At 71.5% G+C, this 26,365-nt stretch carries 25 protein-coding genes; 10 read left to right on the plus strand and 15 right to left on the minus strand.

The window, feature by feature from the left end:
- Window positions 1-52: 52 nt before the first annotated feature.
- Window positions 53-313: a DUF3039 domain-containing protein gene (locus QSK36_RS23400; RefSeq protein ID WP_030510937.1), complete on the minus strand. Its 261-nt coding sequence runs from the start codon at window positions 311-313 to the stop codon at window positions 53-55.
- 86 nt (window positions 314-399) lie between these two features.
- Window positions 400-1,965 (minus strand): DHA2 family efflux MFS transporter permease subunit, encoded by a 1,566-nt coding sequence (locus QSK36_RS23405; protein ID WP_285783879.1) that lies wholly within the window; start codon window positions 1,963-1,965, stop codon window positions 400-402.
- A 135-nt stretch (window positions 1,966-2,100) separates the two neighbouring features.
- On the opposite strand from QSK36_RS23405, the gene QSK36_RS23410 reads away from it, so the two are divergent.
- A complete protein-coding gene (locus tag QSK36_RS23410; protein ID WP_285783880.1) occupies window positions 2,101-2,742 on the plus strand; it encodes a TetR/AcrR family transcriptional regulator in 642 nt (213 codons plus the stop codon).
- A gap of 15 nt (window positions 2,743-2,757) precedes the next feature.
- Here QSK36_RS23410 and QSK36_RS23415 read toward each other — a convergent pair whose 3' ends face one another.
- Window positions 2,758-3,750, minus strand: coding sequence for a leucine-rich repeat domain-containing protein (locus QSK36_RS23415; protein ID WP_285783881.1), 993 nt, complete (start codon window positions 3,748-3,750; stop codon window positions 2,758-2,760).
- A 260-nt stretch (window positions 3,751-4,010) separates the two neighbouring features.
- Here QSK36_RS23415 and QSK36_RS23420 point away from each other — a divergent pair, with 260 nt between their 5' ends.
- Window positions 4,011-5,414, plus strand: a complete 1,404-nt coding sequence (locus QSK36_RS23420) for a cellulase family glycosylhydrolase (RefSeq protein WP_285783882.1) — start codon at window positions 4,011-4,013, stop codon at window positions 5,412-5,414.
- A gap of 96 nt (window positions 5,415-5,510) precedes the next feature.
- Here QSK36_RS23420 and QSK36_RS23425 read toward each other — a convergent pair whose 3' ends face one another.
- The 3 genes from QSK36_RS23425 to QSK36_RS23435 form a co-directional block, all read right to left on the minus strand.
- Entirely contained in the window at window positions 5,511-6,086 is a 576-nt protein-coding gene (locus QSK36_RS23425) for a YqgE/AlgH family protein (protein WP_139575901.1), read from the minus strand.
- Between the two features lie 101 nt (window positions 6,087-6,187).
- Window positions 6,188-7,597: an NAD-dependent malic enzyme gene (locus QSK36_RS23430; protein WP_139575900.1), complete on the minus strand. Its 1,410-nt coding sequence runs from the start codon at window positions 7,595-7,597 to the stop codon at window positions 6,188-6,190.
- A 245-nt stretch (window positions 7,598-7,842) separates the two neighbouring features.
- Window positions 7,843-8,757, minus strand: a complete 915-nt coding sequence (locus QSK36_RS23435) for a tetratricopeptide repeat protein (RefSeq protein WP_183535419.1) — start codon at window positions 8,755-8,757, stop codon at window positions 7,843-7,845.
- A gap of 129 nt (window positions 8,758-8,886) precedes the next feature.
- Between QSK36_RS23435 and QSK36_RS23440 the strand changes: the two genes are divergently transcribed.
- On the plus strand, window positions 8,887-9,393 hold the full coding sequence (locus QSK36_RS23440; protein ID WP_183535417.1) for a DinB family protein: 507 nt from the start codon (window positions 8,887-8,889) through the stop codon (window positions 9,391-9,393).
- A 19-nt stretch (window positions 9,394-9,412) separates the two neighbouring features.
- On the opposite strand, the gene QSK36_RS23445 is transcribed toward QSK36_RS23440, so the two are convergent.
- A complete protein-coding gene (locus tag QSK36_RS23445; protein ID WP_285783883.1) occupies window positions 9,413-9,880 on the minus strand; it encodes an Lrp/AsnC family transcriptional regulator in 468 nt (155 codons plus the stop codon).
- A gap of 66 nt (window positions 9,881-9,946) precedes the next feature.
- On the opposite strand from QSK36_RS23445, the gene QSK36_RS23450 reads away from it, so the two are divergent.
- On the plus strand, window positions 9,947-11,332 hold the full coding sequence (locus tag QSK36_RS23450; protein WP_285783884.1) for a pyridoxal phosphate-dependent decarboxylase family protein: 1,386 nt from the start codon (window positions 9,947-9,949) through the stop codon (window positions 11,330-11,332).
- A gap of 48 nt (window positions 11,333-11,380) precedes the next feature.
- On the opposite strand, the gene icmA is transcribed toward QSK36_RS23450, so the two are convergent.
- Window positions 11,381-13,063: a coenzyme B12-dependent isobutyryl-CoA mutase large subunit gene (icmA, locus tag QSK36_RS23455; RefSeq protein WP_183535411.1), complete on the minus strand. Its 1,683-nt coding sequence runs from the start codon at window positions 13,061-13,063 to the stop codon at window positions 11,381-11,383.
- Between the two features lie 196 nt (window positions 13,064-13,259).
- Here icmA and QSK36_RS23460 point away from each other — a divergent pair, with 196 nt between their 5' ends.
- Entirely contained in the window at window positions 13,260-14,996 is a 1,737-nt protein-coding gene (locus QSK36_RS23460) for a S8 family serine peptidase (protein WP_285783885.1), read from the plus strand.
- Between the two features lie 176 nt (window positions 14,997-15,172).
- On the opposite strand, the gene QSK36_RS23465 is transcribed toward QSK36_RS23460, so the two are convergent.
- On the minus strand, window positions 15,173-15,718 hold the full coding sequence (locus QSK36_RS23465; RefSeq protein ID WP_139575893.1) for a MarR family winged helix-turn-helix transcriptional regulator: 546 nt from the start codon (window positions 15,716-15,718) through the stop codon (window positions 15,173-15,175).
- A 377-nt stretch (window positions 15,719-16,095) separates the two neighbouring features.
- On the opposite strand from QSK36_RS23465, the gene QSK36_RS23470 reads away from it, so the two are divergent.
- Both QSK36_RS23470 and QSK36_RS23475 read left to right on the plus strand, forming a co-directional pair.
- A complete protein-coding gene (locus QSK36_RS23470) occupies window positions 16,096-18,174 on the plus strand; it encodes a hypothetical protein (RefSeq protein WP_285783886.1) in 2,079 nt (692 codons plus the stop codon).
- A gap of 224 nt (window positions 18,175-18,398) precedes the next feature.
- On the plus strand, window positions 18,399-19,118 hold the full coding sequence (locus QSK36_RS23475; protein ID WP_285783887.1) for a DUF4230 domain-containing protein: 720 nt from the start codon (window positions 18,399-18,401) through the stop codon (window positions 19,116-19,118).
- Between the two features lie 96 nt (window positions 19,119-19,214).
- Here QSK36_RS23475 and meaB read toward each other — a convergent pair whose 3' ends face one another.
- Window positions 19,215-20,216 (minus strand): methylmalonyl Co-A mutase-associated GTPase MeaB, encoded by a 1,002-nt coding sequence (gene meaB, locus QSK36_RS23480; protein WP_285783888.1) that lies wholly within the window; start codon window positions 20,214-20,216, stop codon window positions 19,215-19,217.
- 12 nt (window positions 20,217-20,228) lie between these two features.
- On the minus strand, window positions 20,229-21,422 hold the full coding sequence (locus tag QSK36_RS23485; RefSeq protein WP_183535405.1) for an acetyl-CoA C-acetyltransferase: 1,194 nt from the start codon (window positions 21,420-21,422) through the stop codon (window positions 20,229-20,231).
- Window positions 21,423-21,527: 105 nt separating this feature from the next.
- On the opposite strand from QSK36_RS23485, the gene mce reads away from it, so the two are divergent.
- Both mce and QSK36_RS23495 read left to right on the plus strand, forming a co-directional pair.
- Window positions 21,528-21,950: a methylmalonyl-CoA epimerase gene (mce, locus tag QSK36_RS23490; protein ID WP_030510471.1), complete on the plus strand. Its 423-nt coding sequence runs from the start codon at window positions 21,528-21,530 to the stop codon at window positions 21,948-21,950.
- A gap of 181 nt (window positions 21,951-22,131) precedes the next feature.
- Window positions 22,132-23,433 (plus strand): DivIVA domain-containing protein, encoded by a 1,302-nt coding sequence (locus tag QSK36_RS23495; RefSeq protein ID WP_285783889.1) that lies wholly within the window; start codon window positions 22,132-22,134, stop codon window positions 23,431-23,433.
- A gap of 92 nt (window positions 23,434-23,525) precedes the next feature.
- Here the strand turns inward: QSK36_RS23495 and QSK36_RS23500 are convergent, their stop codons facing one another.
- The 4 genes from QSK36_RS23500 to QSK36_RS23515 form a co-directional block, all read right to left on the minus strand.
- On the minus strand, window positions 23,526-24,305 hold the full coding sequence (locus tag QSK36_RS23500) for an alpha/beta fold hydrolase (RefSeq protein WP_183535401.1): 780 nt from the start codon (window positions 24,303-24,305) through the stop codon (window positions 23,526-23,528).
- Window positions 24,306-24,384: 79 nt separating this feature from the next.
- Window positions 24,385-25,089 carry an alpha/beta hydrolase gene (locus tag QSK36_RS23505; protein WP_285783890.1) on the minus strand — a complete coding sequence of 235 codons (705 nt, stop codon included), beginning with the start codon at window positions 25,087-25,089 and terminating at the stop codon, window positions 24,385-24,387.
- A gap of 20 nt (window positions 25,090-25,109) precedes the next feature.
- Window positions 25,110-25,427 (minus strand): Rv1322 family protein, encoded by a 318-nt coding sequence (locus QSK36_RS23510; RefSeq protein WP_182901189.1) that lies wholly within the window; start codon window positions 25,425-25,427, stop codon window positions 25,110-25,112.
- A gap of 27 nt (window positions 25,428-25,454) precedes the next feature.
- Entirely contained in the window at window positions 25,455-25,586 is a 132-nt protein-coding gene (locus QSK36_RS23515; RefSeq protein ID WP_285783891.1) for a hypothetical protein, read from the minus strand.
- A 58-nt stretch (window positions 25,587-25,644) separates the two neighbouring features.
- Between QSK36_RS23515 and nucS the strand changes: the two genes are divergently transcribed.
- Window positions 25,645-26,319 carry an endonuclease NucS gene (gene nucS, locus QSK36_RS23520; protein ID WP_139575885.1) on the plus strand — a complete coding sequence of 225 codons (675 nt, stop codon included), beginning with the start codon at window positions 25,645-25,647 and terminating at the stop codon, window positions 26,317-26,319.
- The last annotated feature ends 46 nt before the right edge of the window (window positions 26,320-26,365 follow it).

Here is a 26,365-nt window from a genome sequence, read left to right on the forward strand (position 1 = left end):
GGTCAGAAGGCAGACCCTAGCCGTCGGGGGGGCGATGATCCCGTATCGACACTCACTCGCCGGAGGGCTCGCCCTTGGGCAACCCCTCGTAGATCTCCTTGCACTCCGGGCAGACCGGGTACTTCTTCGGGTCGCGGCTGGGCACCCAGACCTTGCCGCACAGGGCCCGCACCGGCGCGCCGGTCACGTAGCTCTCAGTGATCTTGTTCTTGTCGGCGAAGTGCGAGAAGCGCTCGTGGTCACCGTCGCCGTGCGAGAGCCGGGGTGTTACGTCGCTCTCGGGAAGAATCTTCGTGCCGCTCACGGATACCAAGTCTACTGAGCGAGCAGGCACCTGCGGCCCGGACGCGCGTACGGCCCCCGCCGGGGTGGCGGGGGCCGTACGGAACGGACCTGGCGTCAGCCCATGTGGACCGGGGCGCCCTCGGTCTTGCGGCCGGCCTTGACGAACAGGGCCAGGGCCGCCGCGACGAGGGCGACCGCCGTGCTCACGATGAAGCCGAGGTGCAGGCCGTCCATGAAGGACAGGTGCGCCGCGTCGGAGAACGTCTTGGCCACCTGGGCCGGGAGCCCGGGCGGGGCCTGGCCCACCGAGGCCAGGGCCTTCAGCCCCTCCATCTCCGCGGGCTTGACGCTCTGCGCCACCGGACCGAGGTGCCCGGGCAGCACGTCGGCCACCTTCGCGGACACGACCGCGCCCAGGATGGCGGTGCCGAGGGCGCCGCCGACCTGCATCGCGGAGTTCTGCACGCCGCCCGCCACACCGCTCAGATCCTCCGGGGCGTTGCCGACGATGATCTCGGTGGCGCCGACGAACACCGGCGACAGGCCGAACGCGAGCAGCACGAACGGGATCGCGCTGTCGGCGAAGGCGGCATCGACGCTGAGCCGCGACATGAGGAACATCGCGAAGGCGCTGATCACCATGCCGCCCGCGATGGTGATCTTCGGACCGAGCTTGCCGATGAGGATGCCCGCGACGGGCGAGGCGACGATCATGCCGGCGCTCATGGGCAGCATCCGCAGACCGGAGTCGAGCGGCGTGAGCCCGTGCACGCCCTGGAAGAAGAACGTGAGGAAGAACATCGCGCCGAACATCGCGAACGACATGAGGACCATGAGCACGGTCCCGATCGAGACCGAGGCGTTGCGGAACAGGCTCAGCGGCAGCAGCGGCTCGCGCGCCTTCGACTGCCAGAACAGGAACACGGCCCCGAACACCACGGCGCCGGCGAGGAAGAGGGTCGTCTGGGGGTCGCCCCAGCCCAACTCGGGAGCCTTGATGATGGCCCACACCAGATCGAACATCACCCACGTCAGCAGCACAACGCCGAGCCAGTCGACCTTGGACAGCGTCTGCGCCTTGCTCTCCCGCAGCGTCCACAGCCCGAAGGCCAGGGCCGCCGCGCCCACCGGCACGTTGATGAAGAACACGGACTGCCAGCTCACGTTCTCCACCAGAAGGCCGCCGACGATCGGGCCGGCCGCGCTCGACAGGCCGATGATCGCTCCCCAGGCGCCCATCGCCATGTTCAGCTTCTCACCGGGGAAGGCCGAGCGGAGCAACGCGAGCGCGGCGGGCTGGAGCAGCGCGCCGAACAGGCCCTGCAGCACGCGCAGCGCGATCAGCACGCCCACCGAGGACGACAGGCCGATGGCCAGCGAGGTCAGCGCGAAGCCGGCGACGCCGATCAGGAAGATTCGCTTGTGCCCGAAGAGGTCGCCGAGCTTGCCCGCGGTGATCAGGAAGACCGCCAGCGCGAGCAGGTAACCGCTGGTCACCCACTGCAGGTCCGACAGCGTCGCCTTGAGTTCGACCTGGATGACCGGGTTCGCGATCGCCACGACCGTGCCGTCGAGCATGACCATGATCACGCCGAGCGAGACGGCGAGCAGCGTGAGCCATGGATGCCCCTGGCCTCGTCCTGGAGGCGCGTCGGCGTCCACCGATACGGCTTGAGACATGGAGATTCCCCCTTAGCACCACTGTGTCGACCGGCAGTAATTTATGTCAGTCGATGACAGATGACAAATCCTTTTATCCGACATACGGTGACATCTGAGAGTTTGTGAACCAGTAGTTTCGAGGAGGTGACCGCCGTGGGTCTACGCGAACGCAAGAAGCAGCGGACGCGGGACGCTCTGATCGACGCGGCCCTCGACCTCTTCCTCACCAGGGGCTACGAGGCGACCACGATCGACCAGATCGCCGCCGAGGTGGAGGTCTCGCCCAGGACGTTCTTCCGGTACTTCGCGTCGAAGGAGGACGTGGCGCTCTCGCTGACCGCCGACGAGCAGGAGATGTTCCTCACCGAACTGGTCTCACGGCCGCTGTCGGAGTCGCCGTTCACCTCGCTGACTCAGTCGATGCGCGCCATGCTGGGCATCCTACGAGAGATCGACGGCGTCGAGGCGAGCAGGATCAGGAAAGCCCAGCGACTCGTCCACGCCACTCCTCCCCTGCTCGCGGGCGCCATGCGGCTGATCAGGCAGAACGAGCGCAGACTGGTCGCCGAGGTGGCCCGCAGGATGGGGGCGGCGCCGGACGACCTGCAGCCGCAGTTCATCGTGTCGGTCTTCGTCAGTATCGGCCTGCTCTGCATGAACGGGCCCACGGAGGACCTCCACGGCCTGGCACGCCGATATGAGGACCTGCTCGCGCTGGCCGAGCGTTCCCTGTGTCCCGGCTGGGACCAGCCCGTACGCTCCGGGGCGGCCGAGCCCGCCTCAGCCCCGGGCTGACACCTCGGCGCGTCATCACAGCAGGACGACGCAGCCGCGCTCACGCAGCGGGCGGACGCAGGCGGGAACCTCGTCGAACTTGATCCAGCGCAGGTCGAGCTTCTCCAGCCGTGGCAGCTCCGCGAGCCCGCCGGGCAGCGTGGAGAGGCGGGTCGCCCGCAGGTCGAGGTGGGTCAGCTCCGTCAGGCGTACGACGGAGCCGGGCAGCCGTTCCAGGGGGTTGCCGCGCAGGTCCAGGTGACGCAGCGCGCGCAGCCCTCCGATCGCCTCGGGCAACGCGGCGAGGCGGTTGTTCCTGAGGTGCAGCTCGCGCAGACCGGTCAGGCGCCCGATCGTCTCTGGCAGCGTGGTCAACCGGTTGTCGTGGGCCCGCAGCTCGTGCAGGCCGGTCATGCCGCCGATCGACGCGGGCAGCGCGGCCAGCCGGTTCTCCGCCAGGTTGAGATAGCCGAGCCGGTCGAGCCGCCCCAGCGAGGCGGGCACCGACGTGAACCCGTTGTCGCTCAGGTAGAGGTAGTCCGTGAGGCAGGGCAGGTCGCCGATCTCCGCGGGCACCTCGCGCAGCCGGTTGTGCCCCAGGTCGAGCATGCGCAGCTCGCGAAGGCGGCCGAGGCCGGGAGGAAGGTCGGCGATCTCGTTCTCCGCCAGGTTGAGCGACCGCAGCCGGCCGAGCCGCCACAGTGCGTCCGGCACCGCGGTCAGCGCGTTGCGCCCCGCACTGAGGTGTTCGAGCGAGGCGAGGCGGCCCAGTCCGGGCGGGAGGGCCGCGATCCGGTTGCCGTAGAGCAGCAGGACCCGCAGCCGCTCCAGGCCCCCGATCCAGCCGGGCAGCGTCGTGAGCGCGTTCCCGTCGAGGTCGATGTGGCGCAGCGTCGCCATGTCGCCCACGGCCGCGGGCAGCGACGGCAGCCCCGCACCGGGCGCCACCAGGGCGACGGGCACGCCGCCGGCGAACCGTACGGCGCCCGGGGGCGCCCAATGAGGTTCGGGCACGCTGAGATCGGGCATGGCAGCCGACTCTACAGACGGCCTCCGCACCCCCGCGCAACGGCCGATCGGTGAACGTTTCATCGGGATGACGCGGCCCAGGTGAGGGCCCGCGACGGGAGATCGCGCTGGTCCGATGGCACGCGCTGCCGAACCGGTTCAGTAGGGGCGTGCCCGTCGGTGCGCGCGCGAGAGCCGTCTCCTGTACGGCCCCGGCTCCCCCTGCCTATGGTGCGTGCGGCGCTTCCATCGGCGCCGAGTCCCCCCACCCGAGGTACAGAATGAGAACACGTTTCATCGCCGCGGGCGCGGCCCTCCTCGCCCTCCTGGTGTCAGTGGTCGCGATGACCCAGAACGCGCAGGCCGCCACCGGACTCCATGTCAGCGGCACGAAGGTGCTCGAAGCCAACGGAAACCAGTTCATCATGCGGGGCACCAGCCACGCCCACACCTGGTATCCGAGCCAGACGAGCTCGTTCGCGAACATCAAGTCCCTGGGCGCGAACACCGTCCGCGTCGTGCTGAGCGGCGGCCGCTGGACGGCCAACTCGGCGAGCGACGTCGCCAACGTCATCTCCCTGTGCAAGCAGAACCGGTTAATCTGCGTGCTCGAGAACCACGACACCACCGGCTACGGCGAGCAGAGCGGCGCGTACACGCTCGACCAGGCGGTCGACTACTGGGTCGGCCTCAAGAGCGTGCTGACCGGCCAGGAGAACTACGTCGTCATCAACATCGGCAACGAGCCGTACGGCAACAACAACCCGTCCGCCTGGACCAGCGCGACCAAGAGCGCGATCAGCAGGATGCGGGCGGCCGGATTCCAGCACCTGCTGATGGTCGACGCGCCGAACTGGGGCCAGGACTGGCAGTTCGTCATGCGCGACAACGCCGCATCGGTCTTCGACAGCGACCCCCAGAAGAACACCGTCTTCTCGATCCACATGTACGGCGTCTTCGACACGGCGGCCGAGGTCACCGGCTACCTCCAGGCGTTCCAGACCGCCGGCCTGCCGCTGGTGATCGGCGAGTTCGGCAACATGCACTCGGACGGCGACCCCGACGAGGACACGATCATGTCGCAGGGCCAGTCGCGGGGCGTCGGCTACCTCGGCTGGTCGTGGAGCGGCAACGGCGGCGGCGTCGAATACCTGGACCAGGTCACGAACTTCAACGTCAACCAGCTCACCTCCTGGGGCCAGCGGCTCTTCAACGGCGCCAACGGCGTCAAGTCGACCGCCAAGGAGGCGACGATCTACAGCGGCCAGCCGCCGGTGAGCCCGTCGGCCAGCCCGTCCGCCTCCCCCAGCCCGTCCGCCTCCCCCAGCGCCTCGCCGAGCGCGTCCCCGAGCCCGAGCCCCAGCCCGTCCCCGAGCGGCGGCGCCAAGGGCTGCTCGGCGACGTACAAGGTCGCCAACCAGTGGGACGGCGGCTTCCAGGGCGAGGTGACCGTCAAGGCCGGCTCCAGCGCCGTCTCCGGCTGGACCGTGACCTGGACGTACGCCAACGGCCAGACGATCACCCAGGTGTGGAACGCCACGGTGACGTCGAGCGGATCGTCGATCACCGCCAAGAACGTGAGCTACAACGGCGGCCTCGGCGCCGGAGCGTCCACCTCGTTCGGGTTCCTCGGCTCCTGGAACGGCACCAACGCGGTGCCGGCGGTGAGCTGCACCGCGAGCTGAGACGCCTCACCCATATGGCCGGGCGCGCTCCCCGCGCCCGGCCTCCGCGTGTCACCGCCTGTCACGGCGCGGGCCGGGCGGGGCGTGCCGGGGGGATCAGTTGAGCAGGGGGTCGTCGGGGAAGGTGGCGACCAGTGCGAGGTCCCCCTTCTGCCTGCGCAGCACGGTGCGCCACAGCGTGGCCGGGTTCGGGTGGAAGGTGTCCCCCGGCTCGGAGTCCACGACGTACCAGGCGCCCTCCTGGAGCTCGTTCTCGAGCTGTCCCCCGGTCCAGCCCGCGTAGCCCGCGAAGATCCGCATCTGGGAGATCTCCCCCGCCAGGATCTCCGGGGGCGCGTCGAGGTCCACCGTGCCGAGGCGCGAGACCGCCGCCCGGCCCTGCAGCCGGCGCCAGCCCAGCGGCTCCTCGCCGCTGAGCACGACGGCGAGCGCGAGCGCGCTGTCCGTCTGCACCGGGCCCCCCTCGAACAGCACCGGAGGACCCGTGACCAGGGCGTCCCAGGATGGTAAGACCTGGGTCACGGCGATCTCGCTGGGCCGGTTGAGCACCACACCCAAAGTGCCGCCGTCCTCGTCGTGCTCCAGGACGAGCACCACGCTACGCCGGAAGTTGGGGTCGTCGAGCAGTGGCGTCGCTACAAGCAACCCGCCGACGTAGATCGCCTCCGCCATACATCCCATCATGAGGGAGGATTGCGGATTCGTGTACGCCGACCCCGGTTTGCCGCGTCATATTACTTATCGTGACGACGCCGTCACCAATCGGTAGCCGATCAGGCCTCGGTGAAGCCGCGCGCCTTGCCCCCGGCCGACTCTCGTACGGCCGCCGCCACCGCGTTGGCCACGTCGGGGTGGAAGACGCTGGGAATGATGTAGTTGGGACCGAGCTCCTCGCTCGTCACGACCGCGGCCAGCGCGCGGGCCGCCGCGAGGAGCATCTCCGGCGTGACGCCGTCCGCCTGGGCGTCGAGCAGGCCGCGGAACACGCCCGGGAACGCCAGCACGTTGTTGATCTGGTTGGGGTAGTCCGACCGGCCCGTGGCCACGACCGCCGCGTGCTCGCGGGCGTCGTCAGGGGAGACCTCCGGCTCGGGGTTGGCCAGCGCGAACACCACCGCGTCCTTCGCCATGGCGGCGACGTCGTCCCCGGTCAGGATCCCCGGCGCGGAGACGCCGATGAAGACGTCGGCGCCCTTGACCGCGCCGCGCAGGTCGCCGCCGTACCCCTCGCTGTTGGTGTGTTCGGCGATCCACCGCAGCGAGTCGTCGAGGTCGTCGCGGCCGAGGTGCACCGCCCCCCGGTAGTCGCAGACGACGACGTTCCTCGCCCCGGCCGCCATCAGCAGGCGCAGGACGGCGGTGCCGGCCGCGCCGGCGCCGGCCATCGCGATCCGCACCTCGGAAAGCTCCTTGCCGACGACCTTCAGCGCGTTGGTCAGCGCGGCGAGCACGCAGATGGCGGTGCCGTGCTGGTCGTCGTGGAAGACCGGGATGTCGAGCAGCTCACGCAGCCGGCGCTCCACCTCGAAGCAGCGCGGCGCCGAGATGTCCTCCAGGTTGATGCCGCCGAAGCCCGGCGCGATGGCCCGCACGGTCGCGACGATCTCGTCCACGTCCTGCGTGTCGAGGCAGATGGGCCAGGCGTCGATACCGGCGAACCGCTTGAACAGGGCGGCCTTGCCCTCCATCACCGGCAGTGCGGCGGCGGGGCCGATGTTGCCGAGGCCGAGGACGGCCGAGCCGTCGGTGACGACGGCGACCGAGTTCCGCTTGATCGTGAGGCGGCGGGCGTCCTCGGGGTTGCGCGCGATCGCCAGGCTGACCCGCGCCACCCCCGGGGTGTACGCCATCGACAGCTCGTCGCGGTTGCGCAGGGGGACCTTCGACTGCATCTCGATCTTGCCGCCGAGGTGCATGAGGAAGGTCCGGTCGGAGACCTTGTGGATCGCGACACCCTCGACCGCGCCGAGGCTGTCCACGATCGCCTGCACGTGGTCGGCGTCCTTGGCCGCGCACGTCACGTCGATGCGGAGCTTCTCGTGACCGGCGTTGGTCACGTCGAGGGCGGTCACCACGCCGCCCGCGTTCTCCACCGCGTGGGTGAGCAGGCTGACCGCCTTGCCCCCTGCGGGCACCTCGAGGCGCACGGTGATCGAGTAGGACACGCTGGGCACGGTGGCCACGTCTATCCGCTCCTTTGCGGGTGATGCCTGGCCGTGCTCTCCCGGCTGCTCCAGTGGGGCGCGGCCTCCGCGGGGCGGCCACGCTCGCGCATCCGGCTGGACGGCTCATGGGTGCTATCCATCGTGCCATCCCCGGCGGGGTGTTTCAGCCCGTACCCGTGCTGTTCCGCCACGCGCCGTGCCCGGCCCGCGCCGCCGTGCCGCCGGGGCCGGGCGGGCGCGGGCCGGAACCGGCCAGAAACGGGTCAGAAAAGCGCGCTGGCCAGCGCCCTGCGCGCCCGCGTCACGGACGGGTCGTCGGCGGGCAGCGCGTCGAACAGCCCCAGCAGGTGGACGCGCGCCTTGTCCCTGTCGGCGCCCCGGGTGCGCCGCACGAGCGCGACGAGCCGGTCGAACGCCTCGTCCACCTGGCCGTTCACCATCTCCAGGTCGGCGGCCTGCGTCTGCACGTCCACGTCGTCGGTGTTTCCGGCGGCCCGGCGCAGCACGTCTGCCGGATCGAGGTCCTGCGTGCGCCGCAGCAGCCCGACCCCCGCGAGGCCGATCTTCGCGCCCTCGTCCGACGGCGACCTCGCCAGCAGGCGCTCGTACGCCGCGGCCGCGGCGTCCAGGTCGCCCTTCTCCACGGCCTGCTCGGCCGCCAGGAGCTCGGGATCGACCGGCGGCTCGGCGGGCTGGTCCTCGCCCGGCGCGGCCGGCTCCATGCCGAGCTGCTCGAACACCTGCGCCAATGCCTGCCGGAGCTGCGACTCCGGCAATGGGCCCTCGAACAGGGGCATGAGCTGCCCCTGGAAGGCCAGATAGACGGTGGGCACGGCGCGCATCCGCAGCGCCTGGGCGAGCTGCGGGTCGGCCTCCACGTCCACCCTCGCCAGCACCCACGCGCCCGCCGCCTCCGCGGCCAGCTTCTCCATAACGCCGCTGAACTGCCGGACCTGCTCGGCCCTGGTCACCGTCGCCTCGACGATCACGGGAACGCTCAGGGAGCGCTCCACCACGTCGGCGTTGAAGGTGGCCGAGGTCACCTCGATGACGTCCGCCGAGGCGGCTCCGGACGGCCCGGCGGCCTCACGCCGCGACTGGGCCTCGAGTGCCTGCTTGCGTGCGCCGAGGTCCACGGCGCCGTAGAGCGATCCAGGTCGAGAGAACTCCGCTGCCATACCCCCAATCCTGCCGTACCCGCCCGCGTGATCCGTGCGATCCCCGCCGCCTTCCTCCGGCGATCGAGGCGGACCGGCGCCCGCCGTAGGGTGAACGACGCACAAAACGCCATATGGAGGGAGCAGGACATGGCAGTGGAACGCATCGGCCCGCCGACCGTCGCCGGCGAGCGCGAGATGCTGCGGGCGTTCCTCGACTACCACCGGGCCACGCTCGCGCTGAAGTGCGACGGCCTGTCGGACGAGGAGCTGCGCCGCAGGTCGATGCCCCCGTCGACGCTCACGCTGCTCGGCCTGGTCAGGCACATGGCCGAGGTCGAGCGCGCGTGGTTCCGCCGTGTGATCGGCAAGGAGGACGTGCCGCTCGTCTGGTCGGAGGAGGGCGACTACCAGGCGGCGTACGACCCGAGCGGGTCCACCGGCGCGGAGGCGTTCGCCGCCTGGCAGGCGGAGGTCGAGCACTCCCGCAGGATCGAGCGCGCGGCGGAGTCGCTCGACGTCACCGCCTACCAGCCCCGGTGGGATGAGGAGGTCTCGCTGCGGCTGGTGATGCTGCACATGATCCACGAGTACGCCCGGCACAACGGCCACGCCGACTTCCTGCGCGAGGGCGTCGACGGGACCGTGGGCGCCTGAGACCGACCGTCCCCGCCCTTCAGCCGACCGGGCCCTGGACGGTCCTGCGCTCGGTACGGAAGATCAGCGTCGTCTCCAGATGGACGATCTCCGGGCGGACCAGGATGCGCTCGAGGATCAGCCGGTGCAGGTGATCGGCGTCGGGCACCGCGACGTGCACCAGGAAGTCCTGCGGGCCGGCCACGTGGAACAGCGCGACCGTCTCGGGAAGCCCGAGCACGAACGCCCGCAGCGGGTCCACCAGCTGGCTCGTGTGGGGCCGCACGCGCAGCGCCAGCAGCGCCTCCAGCGACCGTCCGAGCGCCTGGGTGTCGACCTCCGCGCGGAAGGCCGTGATCAGGCCGCGCCGGCGCAGCGACCGCACGCGTTCGAGAGCGGTGGAGGGGGCGACGCCGACCTGCTCGGCGAGATCCTTGTTGGGCAGCCGCGCGTCCTTCTGCAGCAGCTCCAGGATCTTCCTGTCGGTCGAATCCAGTTCGGCGCTCACGCCTTCTTCCCTTCGCCGATTCGGCCTCTATGGCGGACGGGTGTCCACGGCGGCCATCATCGCGGCATGACGCCGAATCACGCCTGGGACATCGACGACTTCGTCCACGCCGCAGAGGTGACCGTGCAGGGCCTCGCCGCGTACGTCCGGGAGAGCCAGGACGGGGCGGTGCCGGTGATCCGCCGCAGGCCGCCCGGAGAACTGGCCGGGCGGCTCGGGCTCGCCGGCTGGATCCAGGAGGGCGGCATGACCCCCGAGAGCTACCGGGAGTGGCTCGACGCGTATCTCGCGGAGAGCACGCGGCTGCATCATCCGGCCTACCTCGCCCACCAGACGGCCGCGCCCGACTTCCCCGCCGCGCTGGCCGACTTCGTCCACGGCGCGATCAACAACCCGATGGCGATCTACGAGATGGGCGCCGCGGCGGCGACCGTCGAGTTCGAGGTGCTGCGCTGGATGCTCGGCAAGGTCGGCTTCCCCGAGGGCGGCGGCGTGCTCACCCACGGCGGGTCGCTGGCCAACCTGACCGCGCTGCTCGCCGCGCGGGCCGCCGCCGCGCCGGACGCGTGGACCGAGGGCGTGCCCGGCGATCTCGCCGTCCTCGCGCCGCCGTCGGCGCACTACTCGGTCACCCGGGCGGCGGCGATCCTCGGTCTCGGCGAGCGCGCGGTCGTGCCGCTCGACGTGGACGACCTGGGCAGGATCGACGTGGCCCGGCTGGCCGAGGGGCTCGACCGGGCGCGGCGGGCCGGCCGGCGGCCGATGGCCCTGGTCGCGGCCGCGTGCGCCACCGGCACCGGCCTGTACGACGACCTGCGGCCCATCGGCGAGTTCTGCGCCGAGCACGGCCTGTGGTTCCACGTGGACGGCGCGCACGGCGCGTCGGCGCTGCTCAGCGACGAGCACCGCCACCTGCTCGACGGCGTCGAGCTGGCCGATTCCCTCATCTGGGACGCGCACAAGATGCTGCGCACCTCGGGCCTCGCGGCGGCCGTGCTCGTCCGGCGCGAGGGCGACCTGGACGCCGCGTTCCGGCAGCGGGCCAGCTACCTGTTCTACGGCGACCAGGGGTTCGACCTGATCGGCAGAACCGTGGAGTGCACCAAGGCCGCGCTCGGGCTGAAGGTCTTCCTCAACCTGGCCTGGCGGGGTGAGCGCGGCCTCGGCGAGCACGTGGTGCGGCGGTACGCCACCGCGCGCCGTTTCTGGGAACTGGCCCGCGAACGGCCCGGCTTCCACTGCCCGTACGAGCCGGAGAGCAACATCGTCTGCTTCCGGTACGGCGACGGGGACCAGGCCGCCATTCGCGAGACCCTGCTGGAGGAGGGCTCCTTCCATCTGACCTCGACCGAGCTCGGGGGCGTCCGCCACCTGCGGGTGACGGTCATGGCCCCGGCCACGGACGACAAGACCCTCGAAGCCCTCCTTGACCGCGTCGCCGCCCTGGCCTGACTCTGGAAACCGCCCTGGCCTGACTCTGGAAACCGCCCTGGCCGGACTCTAGAAAGCGGCGGGCTCGGAGTAGGTGCCCCACTCCTCGCGCAGGACGTCGCAGATCTCGCCCAGCGTGGCCTCGGCCCGTACGGCCTCCAGCATGGGCGGGATCATGTTGTCGTCGCCCTTGGACGCGGCCCGCAGGGCGGCCAGCGCCGCGTCGACGGCCTCCTGGTCCCGCGCGGCGCGCCGCTCGGCCAGCACCCTGCGCTGCTCGACCTCGACCTCATGGCTGATCCGCAGGATCTCCAGCGGCTGCTCCACGGTCGAGGTGTGGCAGTTCACGCCGACGATCCGCTTGTCGCCCTTCTCCAGCTTGCGCTGGTAGTCGAAGGCCGACTCGGCGATCTCCGACATGAACCAGCCGTCCTCGATGCCCCGGAGGATGCCGGCGGTCATCGTGCCGTCGCCGCCCATCTCCCGGATCCTCGCGAAGGTCTTCTCCGCCTCGGCCTCCAGCCGGTCGGTCAGCGCCTCGACGTACCAGGAGCCGCCCAGCGGGTCGACGACGTTGACGACCTCCGTCTCCTCCATGATCACCTGCTGGGTGCGCAGCGCGATCTCGGCGGCCTTCTCCGACGGCAGCGCGAGCACCTCGTCCAGCGCGTTGGTGTGCAGCGAGTTGGTGCCGCCGAGCACGGCCGCCAGCGCCTCGATCGCGGTGCGGACGACGTTGTTGTCCGGCTGCTGCGCGGTCAGCGACACCCCCGCCGTCTGGGTGTGGAAGCGCAGCCACTGCGCCTTCTCGGTGCGCGCGCCGTACACGTCGCGCATCCAGCGGGCCCAGATGCGCCGCGCGGCGCGGAACTTCGCGATCTCCTCGAAGAAGTCGATGTGCGCGTCGAAGAAGAACGACAGGCCCGGCGCGAACACGTCCACGTCGAGCCCGCGCGACAGGCCCAGCTCGACGTAGCCGAAGCCGTCGGCGAGCGTGAAGGCCAGCTCCTGCGCGGCCGTGGCCCCCGCCTCGCGGATGTGGTAGCCCGACACCGACAGCGGCTTGTACGCGGGGATCTCGGCGGCGCAGAACTCCATCAGGTCGCCGATCAGCCGCAGGTGCGGCTCGGGTGCGAACAGCCACTCCTTCTGCGCGATGTACTCCTTGAAGATGTCCGTCTGGAGCGTGCCGTTGAGCTTCCCCACCGGCACGCCCTGCCGCTCGGCCGCGACCACGTACATGCAGAAGATCGGCACGGCGGGCCCGCTGATCGTCATCGACGTGGTGACCTCGCCGAGCGGGATGCCGTCGAACAGCAGGTCCATGTCGAGGGCCGAGTCGATCGCCACGCCGCAGTGGCCCACCTCGCCGAGCGAGCGGGGATCGTCGGAGTCGCGGCCCATCAGCGTCGGCATGTCGAACGCCACCGACAGGCCGCCGCCCCCGGCGCCGAGGATCATCTTGTAGCGCTCGTTGGTCTGCCTGGCGTTGCCGAACCCGGCGAACTGCCTGATGGTCCAGGGACGGCCGCGGTAGCCGGTGGCGTACAGGCCGCGGGTGAAGGGGAACTCGCCCGGCCAGCCGATGCGCTCGAACCTGGGGTCCTCCCCGGGCGGCCCGTAGACGGGGTCCACCTCCAGCCCCGACAGGGTCCGGAACTCGCGGTCCCGTTTGAAGGCGGCGTCGTACCGCGCCTGCCAGCGGGCCCTGCCCGCCTCTGTCGCCTCGGCGCTCGTCGCATCCGGCTTCATGTACCCCTCCCCGGGTCTCACTCTCCGAGAAAATACTAGGACGTCCTAATAAATTCGGCCACCACCGCTCCCCCGGCCGGCCGGCCGCCTCCCCGCGTTCATGTCACACGTTGGTCGCGAATTGTCACGGACCTTTGACAGAGCGAGGAAATCTTCAAACATGGTCAGCGCCCTTGAAGTCCACACGGAGGTGGATGTGAAGCGCTTGACAGTCGTCGCCGCGACCGCGGCGATGGTGGCGGCAACCCTCGCCATACCCGCGCAGGCCGAACCAGCGGCCGCCGGGTCGGCGGCCCAGACCGAATACGTGGTTTTGTACAAGGAAGGCGCGGCCGCCGCGGACGCCCAGAAGGCGATCGAAGCGGCGGGCGGCAGCGTGATCAAGGTGAACACCGAGGTCGGGCTGGCCACGGTCAGCACCACCAACGCCGACTTCGCTGCCGCCCTGCAGGGCGCGGCGGCCATCGAAGGAGTCACCCGCAACCGAGTGATCGGCGGCGTGCCGGACGACGCGAAGGCGTCCGCCGCGGCGCGGAAGGCCGTGGCGAAGGCGGCCAAGAGCAAAGCCGTGGAGAAGGAGGGCCGGGGCGGCGCCACGGGCCCCAAGTGGGGCCGCAACGTCAAGGACGAGCCGCTCGCCGACCTGCAGTGGGACATGCAGCAGATCCACGCGGACCAGGCCCACAGGTTCGAGCAGGGGGACAAGGGCGTCCTCGTCGGCATCCTCGACACCGGTGTCGACGGCTCGCACCCCGACATCGCGCCCAACTTCGACCGCAGGCTGAGCCGGAACTTCACCGTCGACCTGCCCGCCGACGCCAACGGCACCGTGATCGACGGGCCGTGCGAGGAGGACCCCGACGGCTCCTGCACCGACCCCAACGACGTGGACGAGGACGGCCACGGCACCCACGTCGCCTCGTCGATCGCCGCGCCCATCAACAAGCTGGGCATCTCGGGCGTCGCGCCGAAGGTGACGATCGTGAACCTGCGAGCCGGCCAGGACTCGGGCTACTTCTTCCTCCAGCCCACCGTCGACGCCCTCACCTACGCGGGCGACATCGGCGTCGACGTGGTCAACATGAGCTACTACATCGACCCGTGGCTGTTCAACTGCGCCGACAACCCTGCCGACAGCCCGGAGGAGCAGGCCCAGCAGCGGCTCTACATCGCCGCCACCCAGCGGGCGATCGACTACGCGCACGCGCACGGTGTGACGCTCGTCAGCGCGGCCGGCAACGAGGCGATCGACTACACCAAGACGAACGTCGACGCCGGCAGCCCCGACTACGCCGCCTTCCCGGGCCAGCAGACGGAGCGGACCCGGACCATCCCCCCGTCCTGCGTCTCGCTCCCGGGTGAGGCCGAGCACGTGATCTCGGTCTCCTCGACCGGCATCAGCAAGCGGAAGGCCTACTACTCGAGCTACGGCAACGGCTACGTCGACGTGGCCTCGCCCGGTGGCGACGTCTACGACACCCCCGGCGACACGAGGGACATCACCAAGGCGACGCTCTCGGCCTATCCCAAGGCGCTCGCCGTCGCCAACGGCGAGATCGACGAGAACGGCGACCCGACGGTGCCGTACGTGGTGAAGGACTGCAAGGGCTCGGTCTGCGCCTACTACCAGTACCTGCAGGGCACCTCGATGGCCTCACCGCGCGCGGCCGGCGTCGCGGCGCTGATCGTCAGCCGGTACGGCAAGCACGACCGCGCCCACGGCGGCCTGACGCTGGACCCCGACAAGGTGGAGGCGATCCTCAAGGGCACGGCCACCAGGACGGCCTGCCCGAACCCGCCCGCCTACACCTACACCCGCCACCTGCCGGACGGCACCACGGCGACCGCCACGCACACCTGTGAGGGCGCCGCCGACAACAACGGCTTCTACGGCAGGGGCATCGTCGACGCCCTGCGCGCCGTCGGCCACTGAGACACGCTCGCCGGTGGCGCACCCCGTGCGGTGGTGCGCTACCGGCCCACCCGGGCGGCGCGGATCACGAACCGCCGAGACAGGCGAGGACCGCGCCGCACTGGAGGAGACCTCGGCCGCGCCCGAACTGCCGGCCCTCGTCCGGGGCTCGTTCGGGATGCCGACGCAGGGCCGCGTCAGGAGCTGAAGTCGCCCGCGGCGACGCGCAGGGTCCTGAGCAGGCCGAACATCTCGTCCAGCTCGGCGTCGTCGTACATGCCCAGGCAGAAACCCGCGTTCATCAGGTCGGCCGTGGCCCGCCGCACGATGTCGCGGCCCTCGTCGGTGATCTCGGCGAGCACACCGCGGCCGTCCCGCGGGTTGCGCATGCGGCGGACCAGGCCGGCCCGCTCGAGGCGGTCCACGGTGTTGGTCACGCTCGTCGGGTGCACCATCAGCCGCTCGCCGATCTTCGACAGCGGCAGCGAACCGGCCCGGCTGAACGTGAGCAGCACGAGCGCCTCATACCTGGCGAAGGTCAGGTCGTATGGCTTGAGCAGCGTGTCCAGTTGCGCCAGCAGGATCTGATGGGCTCTCATGATCGAAGTGACGGCGGCCATGGCGGACGACGGCCCGAACGTCGAACGCCAGGTCTCGGCAGCCCGCTCGATCGGGTCGAACGGGAGCTTGAGCGGCCGGGGGCCACCCGTGGGCGGTGGCTCTGAGCTGGGCGGAACGGACACAGCGATATACGGTAGCGCGACGGCCGCCAAGATCGACCAGCGCACCGAGCGTAACCGGATTCATTCCTTGACCCCAGAACTCCCCCCGTACGGGTCACGCTCCGTTATGGTTGCCACGTCGAAAGGTGAGGCGGCGGCAAACCCGGCGGCACGGGGAACCCCGTCTGCTAGAGGACGTCTCGCGGACGGGGGTCCGCGGGGGACGCGTCCGACAGCGGGCGAGGCGAGGCCGACCGGCGAACCAGCGCCACGGGGAACGGCGTGGGTTCGCGCACCGCTCACACAGACACGGGGGAGATTCTCAATGGACAGCATCGCTGTCCCGGCGCCGCATGCGCGCCGGACTTCGGCGGCGTGGCCGGGGGCCGCGCCCCGCTGTGGGTGAGCATAGGGGCGGTTCACGCGGTGAGCTGAGACACGGCGCGCTGGTCGCGGCGACCGTGCTGTTCGTGCTCGCGCTCGTCGCCGCGTGGAGCGTCCTCATTCCCGGTTTCATGGACTGGGACGACATAGTGGCGGCCGTCATCGGCTCGCTGCGCCTGACGGGGCCGCTCGGAGCCGCGTTCGCGGCCTGGGTCGCGTTCCGCAGGCGCCGAGCGGAAAAGGGCCGTGTCCTGACGCCGTGGCGGGCCGCCAGGGCGCCGCTGTCGATCATCGCGGTCGTCACCGGCTCCTTCGGGGCCACCGTGCTGCTGCTCGGGCTGCGCGCCGCGCTGACCGGGCAGGGCGGGCCGCTGCTGCCCGGCGGTCTCGCGATGTCCGTCGCCGGGCTGGGGCTGTACGTCGTGGTCGGCTGGATCCTCGGCTGGCTCGTGCCGGTCGTCGTCGTCCCGCTGATCGCGGGAGCCGGCACGTTCGGGCTGTTCACCTGGCTGGCCACCGGGCCCAACTGGGGCGACCGGCTCGCGCCCGCCACCGGGGAGCCGTACGACCTGCTCTCCGGCGTCAGCGAGACCGCCTACGGGGACCAGACGCTGTGGCTGCTGGGCCTCAGCACCGCGCTGCTCCTCGGATGGGTGGCCCTGGTGACCCGGCGGACGCTGGCGCTGGCCGCCGCGGTGATCGCCGTGCTGGCCGCCGGGACCGGCGCGGCCCGGCTCGTCACCGTGCCGCGGACGATAACGGTGAGCGAACGCCTCGTCTGCCAGGAATGGCCGATCAGCGTCTGCGTGCATCCGGCGCTGCGCGGGGGCCTGGCCGAGCTCGCCAGCGTGTTCACCAGGCTCGCGATAAAGCTGGACGGCACGCCGGCCGCCTTCAAGAGGGTCGAGCAACGGGCATACGGCGAGGAGGACCCGGCGGGGCGGGGAGTGGTCGTCGTCCACATCGACGACCTCGGGTCCGGGTACGCCCAGCGGGCGGCCACCGAGTTCCTCGACCGCCTGGCCCGCCCCTGCCCGGGAACCGTGGCCGCGGGCTACCGGGCCATCGTCGTCGCCTGGCTGCGGGATGTCTCGCTGCCCAGCGGGCCGTTGCGCGAGCACCACGAGGCGGCCATCTGGTTCTCCGAACTGAGCGACGGCCAGCGGCGCGACTGGCTGCGCATGTTCTACTCCGACTTCGTCTCCTGCGGCCTGCAGGCCAAGCACTTCGGCGGCGGCACCCGGCCCGCCGACCCCGTCGCGTCGGGTTATCCGGTGAACCCCACTCCCGCGTACGCGCCGGGCTATCCGGTCGAGCCGTCTCCTCCGGGTGCGGTCGTCGCCACCGGCATGCCGACCGGCCCCGACCCCGGCTGGGAGCAGGGCACGGACCCGCGCGGCGAGACCGGTCCGGGATGGACCGGCCCGAGTCCGGCCGCCCCGGTGTGGCCGTCTCCCGCCGCGAGCGCCGCCGGCCAGGATCCGGCGGGGCAGGGCCCGATGGGTCAGGGGCAGGGCCCGATGGGTCAGGGGCCGACGGGCCGCCCGGGTTACTCGGGTCCGTGGGACACGCCGAACGGCGAAGGCGCCCGGAGAGGCGGCCCCTGGGCCCCCGGCCCGGGACGGTCGCCGCACCCCTGGCGGCCCGGAAGGACCGGCAGGCCCGGTGACGCCGCATCCCCGGACCGGCCCGGAACACAGGAAAGACCCGGTGCGCCCGGCGCGCAGGAACGGCCCGGCGGCGTCGGCGCGAGCCCGTCACCCGCGCAGAGCCGGCCCGGCCGCCCGCAGACCGGCGCGCAGGAACGGCCCGGCGGCGCGAGCCCCTCACCCGTCCAGGACCACCGGCCCGGCCGTCCGCGGTCCGGCGGCACGGTTCCCGGCCGGAACGGGCACGACGGGCGCCCCGGACACACCGCCCGCCCCGGGGGAGGTGACGGCGGTCGAGTCGGCGATCGTGACGGCGACCGGGCCGGTGGTCGCACGGACCCCGCCCGGCCTGCCACGGACGACATCGACGCTCGCGACGCGAGCCCCCAGGACGACCCCGGCGTGGCGGGCGTACCCGGCACGCTTCTGGCCCCCGCCGCATAGTCCGCGCCCCGCGCGGGGCAGAACCGGGCGGGGCGCGGTAGACCGCCGGATGTGTGGGCGAGGCCGCGCCCGGCCACCCGCGCCGGGGCGTGCGCGTGGCGGCGGAGGCCGGCCCGGCCATCGGTCCGGACGAAAGACGGGTTTGGGAGGACCGAAGCATGGCCTGTAGACAGAACTGATCTTGTCGAACGTGAGATCGCGGGAATACCGGGAAGATTCCCCCCGTGGACCGTCAGACTCGTCCCTCGTTCGCGCCGGCCGACTCCGGCGCCGCCACCGACGCCACGGCGAGCGCCGGGGCCCCCGCACCCCGCTCCCGGCGCGGCTGGCGGGTGCTCGCCGGCCTGCTGTTCGTGATCCTGCTGCTCGTGGTCGGCGCCCGGTTGACCTGGTCCTGGCTCAACCCGCTGGGCGAGCAGACCATCGACCGCAGCGGCCCCGCGCTGCTCCGGTCGGTGCAGAACCTGAGCCGCTTCGAGGCCGCGACCGGCGACTTCCAGGTCATCGTCGACCTGGAGAAGGACGCGAAGTTCCTCCCAGACGCGATCAAGGGCTCCCGCACGCTCTTCGTGGGCGCCGGCACCGTGGACGCCTACGTGGACTTCTCCACGCTGCCCAAGGACGCCTTCACCGTCTCCCCCGACCGCACGGCGGTGACGGTGCGGCTGCCGCACGCGGAGCTGGAAAAGCCCAACCTCGACAACAAGCGGTCGTACGTCTTCGCGCAGGAGCGGGGCATCTTCGACCGGATCTCCGACTTCCTGTCGTCCTCGCCGCAGAACCAGCAGGAGCTCTACGTGCTGGCCGAACGCAAGATCGCCGACGCAGCCACCGCCAGTGACCTGCGCTCCCGGGCCGACCAGAACGCCAAGGCCATGATGGAGGGCATGCTGAAGTCCCTCGGCTTCACGACGATCAAGATCGAGTACAACGGCGAGCCCTGACCCGTCGGCCGCCGCGATGCGAGAGCCGTACGGGCCGGGGCTCGGCCCGGCACCTCAGCCCGCATACTTCAGCCCGAATGCTTCAGCCCGAATACTTCAACGCAGTGCGGCGATGAGGTCGTCGGCGGCGGTGTAGGGGTCGGTCTCCGCACCGAGCAGCCGCTCAGCGAGCGCGTCGAGGCGGTCACCGTGGAGCACGGCGAAGCGCGACCGGAGCTGGGCCAGCGCGATGGCCTCGATCTCGTCCCGGGCCCTGGCCAGCCGCCGCCTGCGGGCCTCGCCGGACTCCTCCAGGTATGCCTGGTGCTTGTCCAGCGCGGCCAGCAGGTCGTCCGCGCCCTCGCCCTTGGAGGCGACGGTCGTGACGATCGGGGGGCGCCACGGCGTCTCGACGAGGCCCGTCATGTTCCGCAGCTCCCGCACGGTCGTCTGAACGCCGTCGCGGTCGGCCTTGTTCACCACCAGCACGTCGGCGACCTCGAGGATGCCCGCCTTGGCGGCCTGCACGCCGTCGCCCATGCCCGGCGCGAGGATGACGACGGTCGTGTCGGCCAGGCGGGCGATCTCCACCTCGGCCTGCCCGACGCCGACCGTCTCGACGAGGATCACGTCGCACCCGGCGGCCTCCAGCACGCGCAGCGCCTGCGGCGTGGCCCACGCGAGCCCGCCCAGGTGCCCCCGGCTCGACATGCTGCGGATGAAGACGCCGGGGTCGGTCGCGTGGTCCTGCATGCGGACGCGGTCGCCGAGCAGAGCGCCACCGGTGAACGGGCTGGACGGGTCGACCGCCAGCACTCCCACCGTGCTGCCGCGCCTGCGGAACGCCCGGATGAGCATCCCGGTCGAGGTCGACTTGCCGACGCCGGGAGAGCCGGTCAGGCCGATGACCCTGGCGGGGTGCGGCCGGGCGGCCCCGGTGGCGAGCTCGGCCATCGCCTCGCGCAGCGTACGGCTCGCCGCCGCGGGCGCCGCCGCGGAAGCGGCGGCCTGCGCGGCGTTCTCGACGTTTTCGACGGCGTTCTCCACCAGCGAGATCAGCCGCGCCACCGCGCGCGGCTGTCCCTGTCGCGCCTGACCGACAAGCTCACGGACGTCCACCTGAGGCTCCGATCAGGCGCCGGGCGCGGGAACCCGGATGATCAGCGCGTCGCCCTGGCCGCCACCGCCGCACAGGCCGGCCGCGCCGAGGCCGCCGCCGCGCCTCTTCAGCTCGTGGGCCAGCGTCAGCACGATCCGGGCGCCGGACGCGCCGATCGGGTGGCCGAGCGCGATGCCGCCGCCGTTGACGTTGACCTTGTCGAGCGGGACGCCGAGCTCCTTCGCCGACTGCAGCACGACCTGGGCGAACGCCTCGTTGATCTCCAGCAGGTCGAGGTCGTCGACGGCCAGCCCCTGCTTGGCCAGCGCCTGCGTGATGGCGTTGGCGGGCTGGGACTGCAGCGAGTTGTCCGGTCCGGCCACGTTGCCGTGCGCGCCGATCTCGGCCAGCCATTCGAGGCCCAGCTCCTCGGCCTTGGCCTTCGACATGACGACCACGGCGACGGCGCCGTCGGAGATCTGCGAGGCCGATCCGGCCGTGATGGTGCCGTCCTTGGTGAACGCCGGGCGCAGCTTCGCCAGGGCCTCGGCCGTGGTGTCCTTGCGGATGCCCTCGTCGGCGGAGAACAGCACCGGGTCACCCTTGCGCTGCGGCAGCGGCACCGGGACGATCTCGTCGTCGAACAGGCCCTTCTCGGTGGCCTCGGCGGCGCGCTGGTGCGACCGCGCCGAGAACTCGTCCTGTTCCTCCCGGGTCAGGCCGAGCCTGGCGTTGTGGCGCTCGGTGGACTCCCCCATCGCGATCTGGTCGAACGCGTCGGTGAGGCCGTCGTAGGCCATCGCGTCCAGGATCCCGGCGCTGCCGTACTTCACGCCCTTGCGCAGACCGGGCAGCAGGTGCGGCGCGTTGGTCATCGACTCCATGCCGCCCGCGACGACGATGTCGAACTCGCCCGCGCGGATGAGCTGGTCGGCCAGCGCGATCGCGTCGAGGCCCGACAGGCAGACCTTGTTGATGGTGAGGGAGGGCACGGTCATGGGGATGCCGGCCTTCACCGCCGCCTGGCGCGAGGGAATCTGACCCGCCCCGGCCTGGAGCACCTGACCCATGATCACGTACTGGACCTGGTCCGGGGAGACGCCCGCCCGCTCCAGCGCCGCTTTGATCGCGATCCCGCCCAGCTCGACGGCGGACAGGTCGGAGAGCGAGCCGAGGAGCCGTCCGATTGGTGTGCGTGCTCCGGCGACGATGACGGAACCAGACATTGAGACCCTCCACTACGAGATCGGGGCGACGGTGTCACCATACCCATGAGTAGGACGGCCGCCCGGGAGCGGGCGGCGGCACGCTAACGGCAAAGGGAGACGGCGATGCTGCTGCGGATCGATCACGTGGGCGTGGCCTGCCACAACCTGGAAGAGAAGATCGAGTTCTACGAGTCCGTCTTCGGCCTGACCGTCGTCAGCCGGGAGGTGAACGAGGAACAGGGCGTCCGCGAGGCCATGCTGCACGTCGCCGACGGCGACCAGGGCGCGTCTTATGTCCAGCTTCTCGAACCCCTGCACCCCGACACAGCGGTGGGCAAGTTCCTCGCCAAGCGGGGCGAGGGCGTGCATCATATCGGGTACGGCGTGGCGGACGTCACCAAGGCCCTGGAGGAGATCGGGGCGAAGGGCGTGCGCCTGATCGACGAGCGGCCCAGACACGGGTCGATGGGAGCCTCGATCGCGTTCCTGCATCCTAAGGACGTGGGAGGGGTTCTCACCGAGCTCGTCGAGACGTCCAGGCGCTAGGCAAACGCAAGAAACGTTCATACGTAACAAGTCGCGCAGAAAGTCGGAGGGGGCCTCCAACGCGGCAGTACCGGAGTACGCTGGCGTACCACCGGACGTGGACGCCAAACCGGCTTCCTCGCCTCGGAACCGACCCCCCGTCCGGCCCCTGTAGCCGTCTCGACAACCAGGATCGAGCCTCATGCAGTCCGACATCGACGCCCAGCTCAACAACTTCTTCGAGGACGCCCCATCTCGCGAATTCGACGTGGTGCTCCGGGGTTATGACCGGCACCAGGTCCACGACCACCTGAAGACCCTCGACACCGAACTGCGTCAGGCCAAGGAACAGGTCAGCGCCCTCCAGCGGGAGCTGACCGACTCGCAGCGCCAGTTGCAGGAGCAGGAGCGGCCGACGTACTCGGGTCTCGGCGCCCGCATCGAGCAGTTGCTCAGGCTCGCGGAGGAGCAGGCAACCGAGCTCGTCCAGGCGGCCAGGTCGGAGGCGAACGAGATCCGCGCCGCCGCCAAGGTGGACGCCGCCGACCTGCGGGCGGCAGCGGAGAACGAGGCGGCGGAGAAGCGGGCGCTGGCGACGCGCGAGGCCGAGGAGATGCGCAGCACCGCCGAGCGCGACGCGGAGGAGATCCGGTCGACGGCCAGGCGTGAGTCCGACGAGCTGACCGCCACCACCGAGCGCGAGGTCGCCAAGATCCGCGCCACCGCCGACCACGAGGTCGCGGAGAAGCGGGCGGACGCCGAGCGCGAGATCGCCAAGCTGCGCACCACGACCGAGCGCGAGGTGGCCCAGCTGCGGGCCTCGACCAAGCGCGAGCGCGACGAGGTGCTCACCACGGCCAAGCGTCAGGCGGACGAGATGCGGGCCCAGGCGCAGCGGATCCTGGAGGAGTCGGAGGCCAAGCGCGCCCAGGACGAGGCGGAGTTCGAGATTCAGCTCGCCGCCCGCCGCGAGGAGGCCGAGCGTCAGGAGGCCGAGCGGCACGCCACCGCCCAGGCCAACACCCAGAAGCTGGTCGCCGAGGCCGAGCAGCGCGCCGCCACCGCCGAGCAGCGGGCCGCCAAGGCCACTCAGCAGGCCGAGCAGACCCGCCGCGAGGCCGACACCCACGCCAAGCAGCTGCTGGCCAACGCCCGCAAGAACGCCGACCAGCTCGTGGCCGACGCCAAGACCAGCGCCGACACGATCGTGACCGAGGCGAAGACCGAGGCCGAGCGCACCCGTACGGCGATGCAGCGCCAGGTGGACGAGCTCACCCGCCAGCGCGACAGCATCACCAGCCACCTCGCCCAGCTCCGTCAGCTGCTCGGCGGCGCCCCGCTGCCGGGCATGGACCCGGAGCCGGCGCCCGTCACCGCGGCCCCGCCGAAGCCGGCCCTGTCGGCTCCGCCGGTCGTGGAGAAGCCGGCCGTGCCCGCCACGCCGTCCGTCGAGCCGATCAGCTCCACCAAGAGCGACGACGACGCGGAGTGGTGGCAGGAGTAGTCACTGGCGCATTCGGGGAGTCTGACGGCTGAACGAACGGGGCCCGGCACCGCCGGGCCCCGTTCGTCGTGTCCGCGCTCCCGCTTCCCGGCTCAGCCGAGTCCGTCGACGGACTTGACGAACTCCGCGACGACGCGGTTGAACGCCTCCGGCTGCTCGATGGCGGACAGGTGGCCCGCCTTCTCGATGACGGCGAGCCGTGCCTGCGGGATGGCCTCCGCCATCGCCTGAGCGTCCGGGAGCGGCGACAGCTCGTCCTCGTCGCCGACGACGACCAGCGCCGGAACGGTCAGAGACCGCAACGTGCCGAACGCGTCGGGCCGCGCGGCCATCGCCCGCTGGGCCCACGCGACGGCCGCGGGCGGCGCCGCCTGGACGAGCCCGCGTACGCGCCCGAGAACCATCCCCCTGCGCTCCCTGGTGGTCGCGCCGAGCATCGGGGGCAGCGACTCGGTCACGAGGATGCCCGTGCCGCTCTCCAGGACCGCGGCGGCGATCCGCTCCCTGTTCGCCCGGGCCGGCTCGGGGTCGGCCTGGGCCTTGGTGTCGGCGAGGACGAGGCCGCGTACGCGGTCCGGGTGGCGGCGGCACAGCGCCATCGCCACGTAGCCGCCCATGGACAGGCCGCCGACCACGGCACGGTCGACGCCCTCCTGGTCGAGCAGGTGCACCACGTCGTCGGCCATGAGGTCGATCGAGGGCTCGTCGTCACCGAGCATCGTTCCGCCGAAGCCGCGCAGGTCCGGGGTGATCACCCGGCAGACGGGCGCGAGCCCCTCGCGCTGGGCGAGCCACATCGCGGAGGACAGGGGGAACGCGTGGAGCAGGACGACTGGCAGGCCGCTCCCGGCGGATCGCGAGTAGAGCTGCATCAGGTCACGGTAACGCGCCGCGCGCCCGCCGCCGCCGTTCGTCACCGATTCGCGACCCCAGCCGGCCCGCCCGCCACCCTCAGACCGTGGTCGGCAGCGGCGCGGCGGCCGGGTTCACGCGCTTGACGATCTCGTTCAGCACGATCCGCACGTACGGCTCGCCGACCCACAGGTGCTTGGCCCCCTCCACGCCGACGACCTCCGCCTGCGGCGCCGCCGCGAACCGGCGTGCGGCCTCCTCCGGCCGCAGGTAGTCGTCGTGCTCCGGCACCAGGGCCACCAGAGGGCGGCCGAACTCGCCCCAGGCGACGAGGTCCTTCTCGCCGGCCCGCTTCAGCGGCGGCGACAGCAGGATCGCGCCCCGCACGATCGGGTCGCGGCCCCACTTCAGCGCCAGCTCGGTGCCGAACGACCAGCCGAGCAGCCAGGGGTTCGGCAGGTCGTGGAAGTCGGCGTACTCCAGGGCTGCGGCGACGTCCCATCGCTCCCCCTCGCCGCCGTCGAAGGACCCCTGCGAGGTGCCCCGGTCGGAGGTCGTGCCCCGGGTGTTGAAGCGCAGCACCGCGATGTCGGCGAGCGCGGGCAGCCGATAGGACGCCTTGCGCAGCACGTGGCTGTCCATCATCCCGCCGTGGGTGGGCAGAGGATGCAGGCAGACCAGCGTCGCCACCGGCGGCCGACTCTCCGGCGACGCCACCTCGCCCACGAGAGTGAGCCCGTCGGCCGTCTGCAGCTCGATGTCCTCGCGCCGGGCAGGCAGCACCGTGGACGCCCTGATGTCCATTCCCACTCCGAAAGCTCGTGTCAGTAACGGCTGCGGCCCGGACCCCGGTTGGCCCGGTTGCGCCAGCACGTGGTGTGCCAGTGCCGCCGCTCGTCCTCTCCCCCGGACCAGGCCGGCCAACTCACCACGTGCGGCAGCCCGGGCCTGATCTCCTGCTCGCACCCCGGGCACCGGTACGCCTTGCCCTGGGCGGCGCCGGAGACGTTGCGGACGACCCACTCGCCGTCGTGCGCGCTCTCCACGCGGTCCACCCCGGCCACCTGGGGGCCCACCGGCCGTACGGCGTGGCCGTCCTGGCGTTCGAAGGGGCCGCGGCGGCGGGCACGGCGGGGACTCACGGCGGGCATCCTTCCGGGGGGTTCATGTCAGGCAGAACGGGAGATGACGGCCCATTCTTCCAGCACCCGCTCGGCCGGCGTACGCGCGGATGCCCCGGACGCGGGCCGTGACGAGCCGCCGGACCCGGCGACTCCGAGCGCCCGCGACGTCCATGCCATGCCGGACAGTGTTCCAGAACGCCTCCGGACCTCCGCAACCCCGGTAGGGTTGGCGCACATGCGGCTGGTCATCGCGCGATGCAGCGTGGATTACGTGGGACGGCTCACCGCCCATCTCCCCATGGCACCTCGGCTCATCCTGATGAAGGCGGACGGAAGCGTGTCGATACACGCCGACGACCGCGCGTTCAAACCCCTGAACTGGATGAACCCTCCCTGCAAGGTCCGCGAGGAGACGATCGACGGGGTTGTAACCTGGTCCGTCGTGCACGGCAAGACCGGTGAGAAGCTCGTGCTGACGATCGAGGAGATCCTGCACGACTCCAGCCACGAGCTGGGCGTCGATCCCGGCCTGCGCAAGGACGGCGTCGAGGCGCACCTGCAGGAACTGCTCGCCGAGCACATCACCACGCTCGGGGACGGCTGGACGCTGGTGCGCAGGGAGTACATGACCGCCATCGGCCCCGTGGACATCCTGTGCCGCGACCACCTCGGCGGCGCGGTCGCCGTCGAGATCAAGCGGCGCGGCGACATCGACGGCGTGGAGCAGCTCACCCGCTACCTCGAACTGCTCAACCGCGACCCGCGCCTGGCTCCGGTCAAGGGCATCTTCGCGGCCCAGGAGATCAAGCCGCAGGCCCGCGTGCTCGCCGCCGACCGCGGCATCGAGTGCGTGACGCTCGACTACGACGCCCTGCGCGGCATCGAGCCGGAGAATCCGACGCTCTTCTGAGCCGGGCGTGTGGCACCCGCCGGTTGTCCTCCGAAAGGAGGACAAC

The sequence above is a fragment of the Microbispora sp. NBRC 16548 genome (genome assembly GCF_030268985.1).
Classification (GTDB): domain Bacteria; phylum Actinomycetota; class Actinomycetes; order Streptosporangiales; family Streptosporangiaceae; genus Microbispora; species Microbispora catharanthi.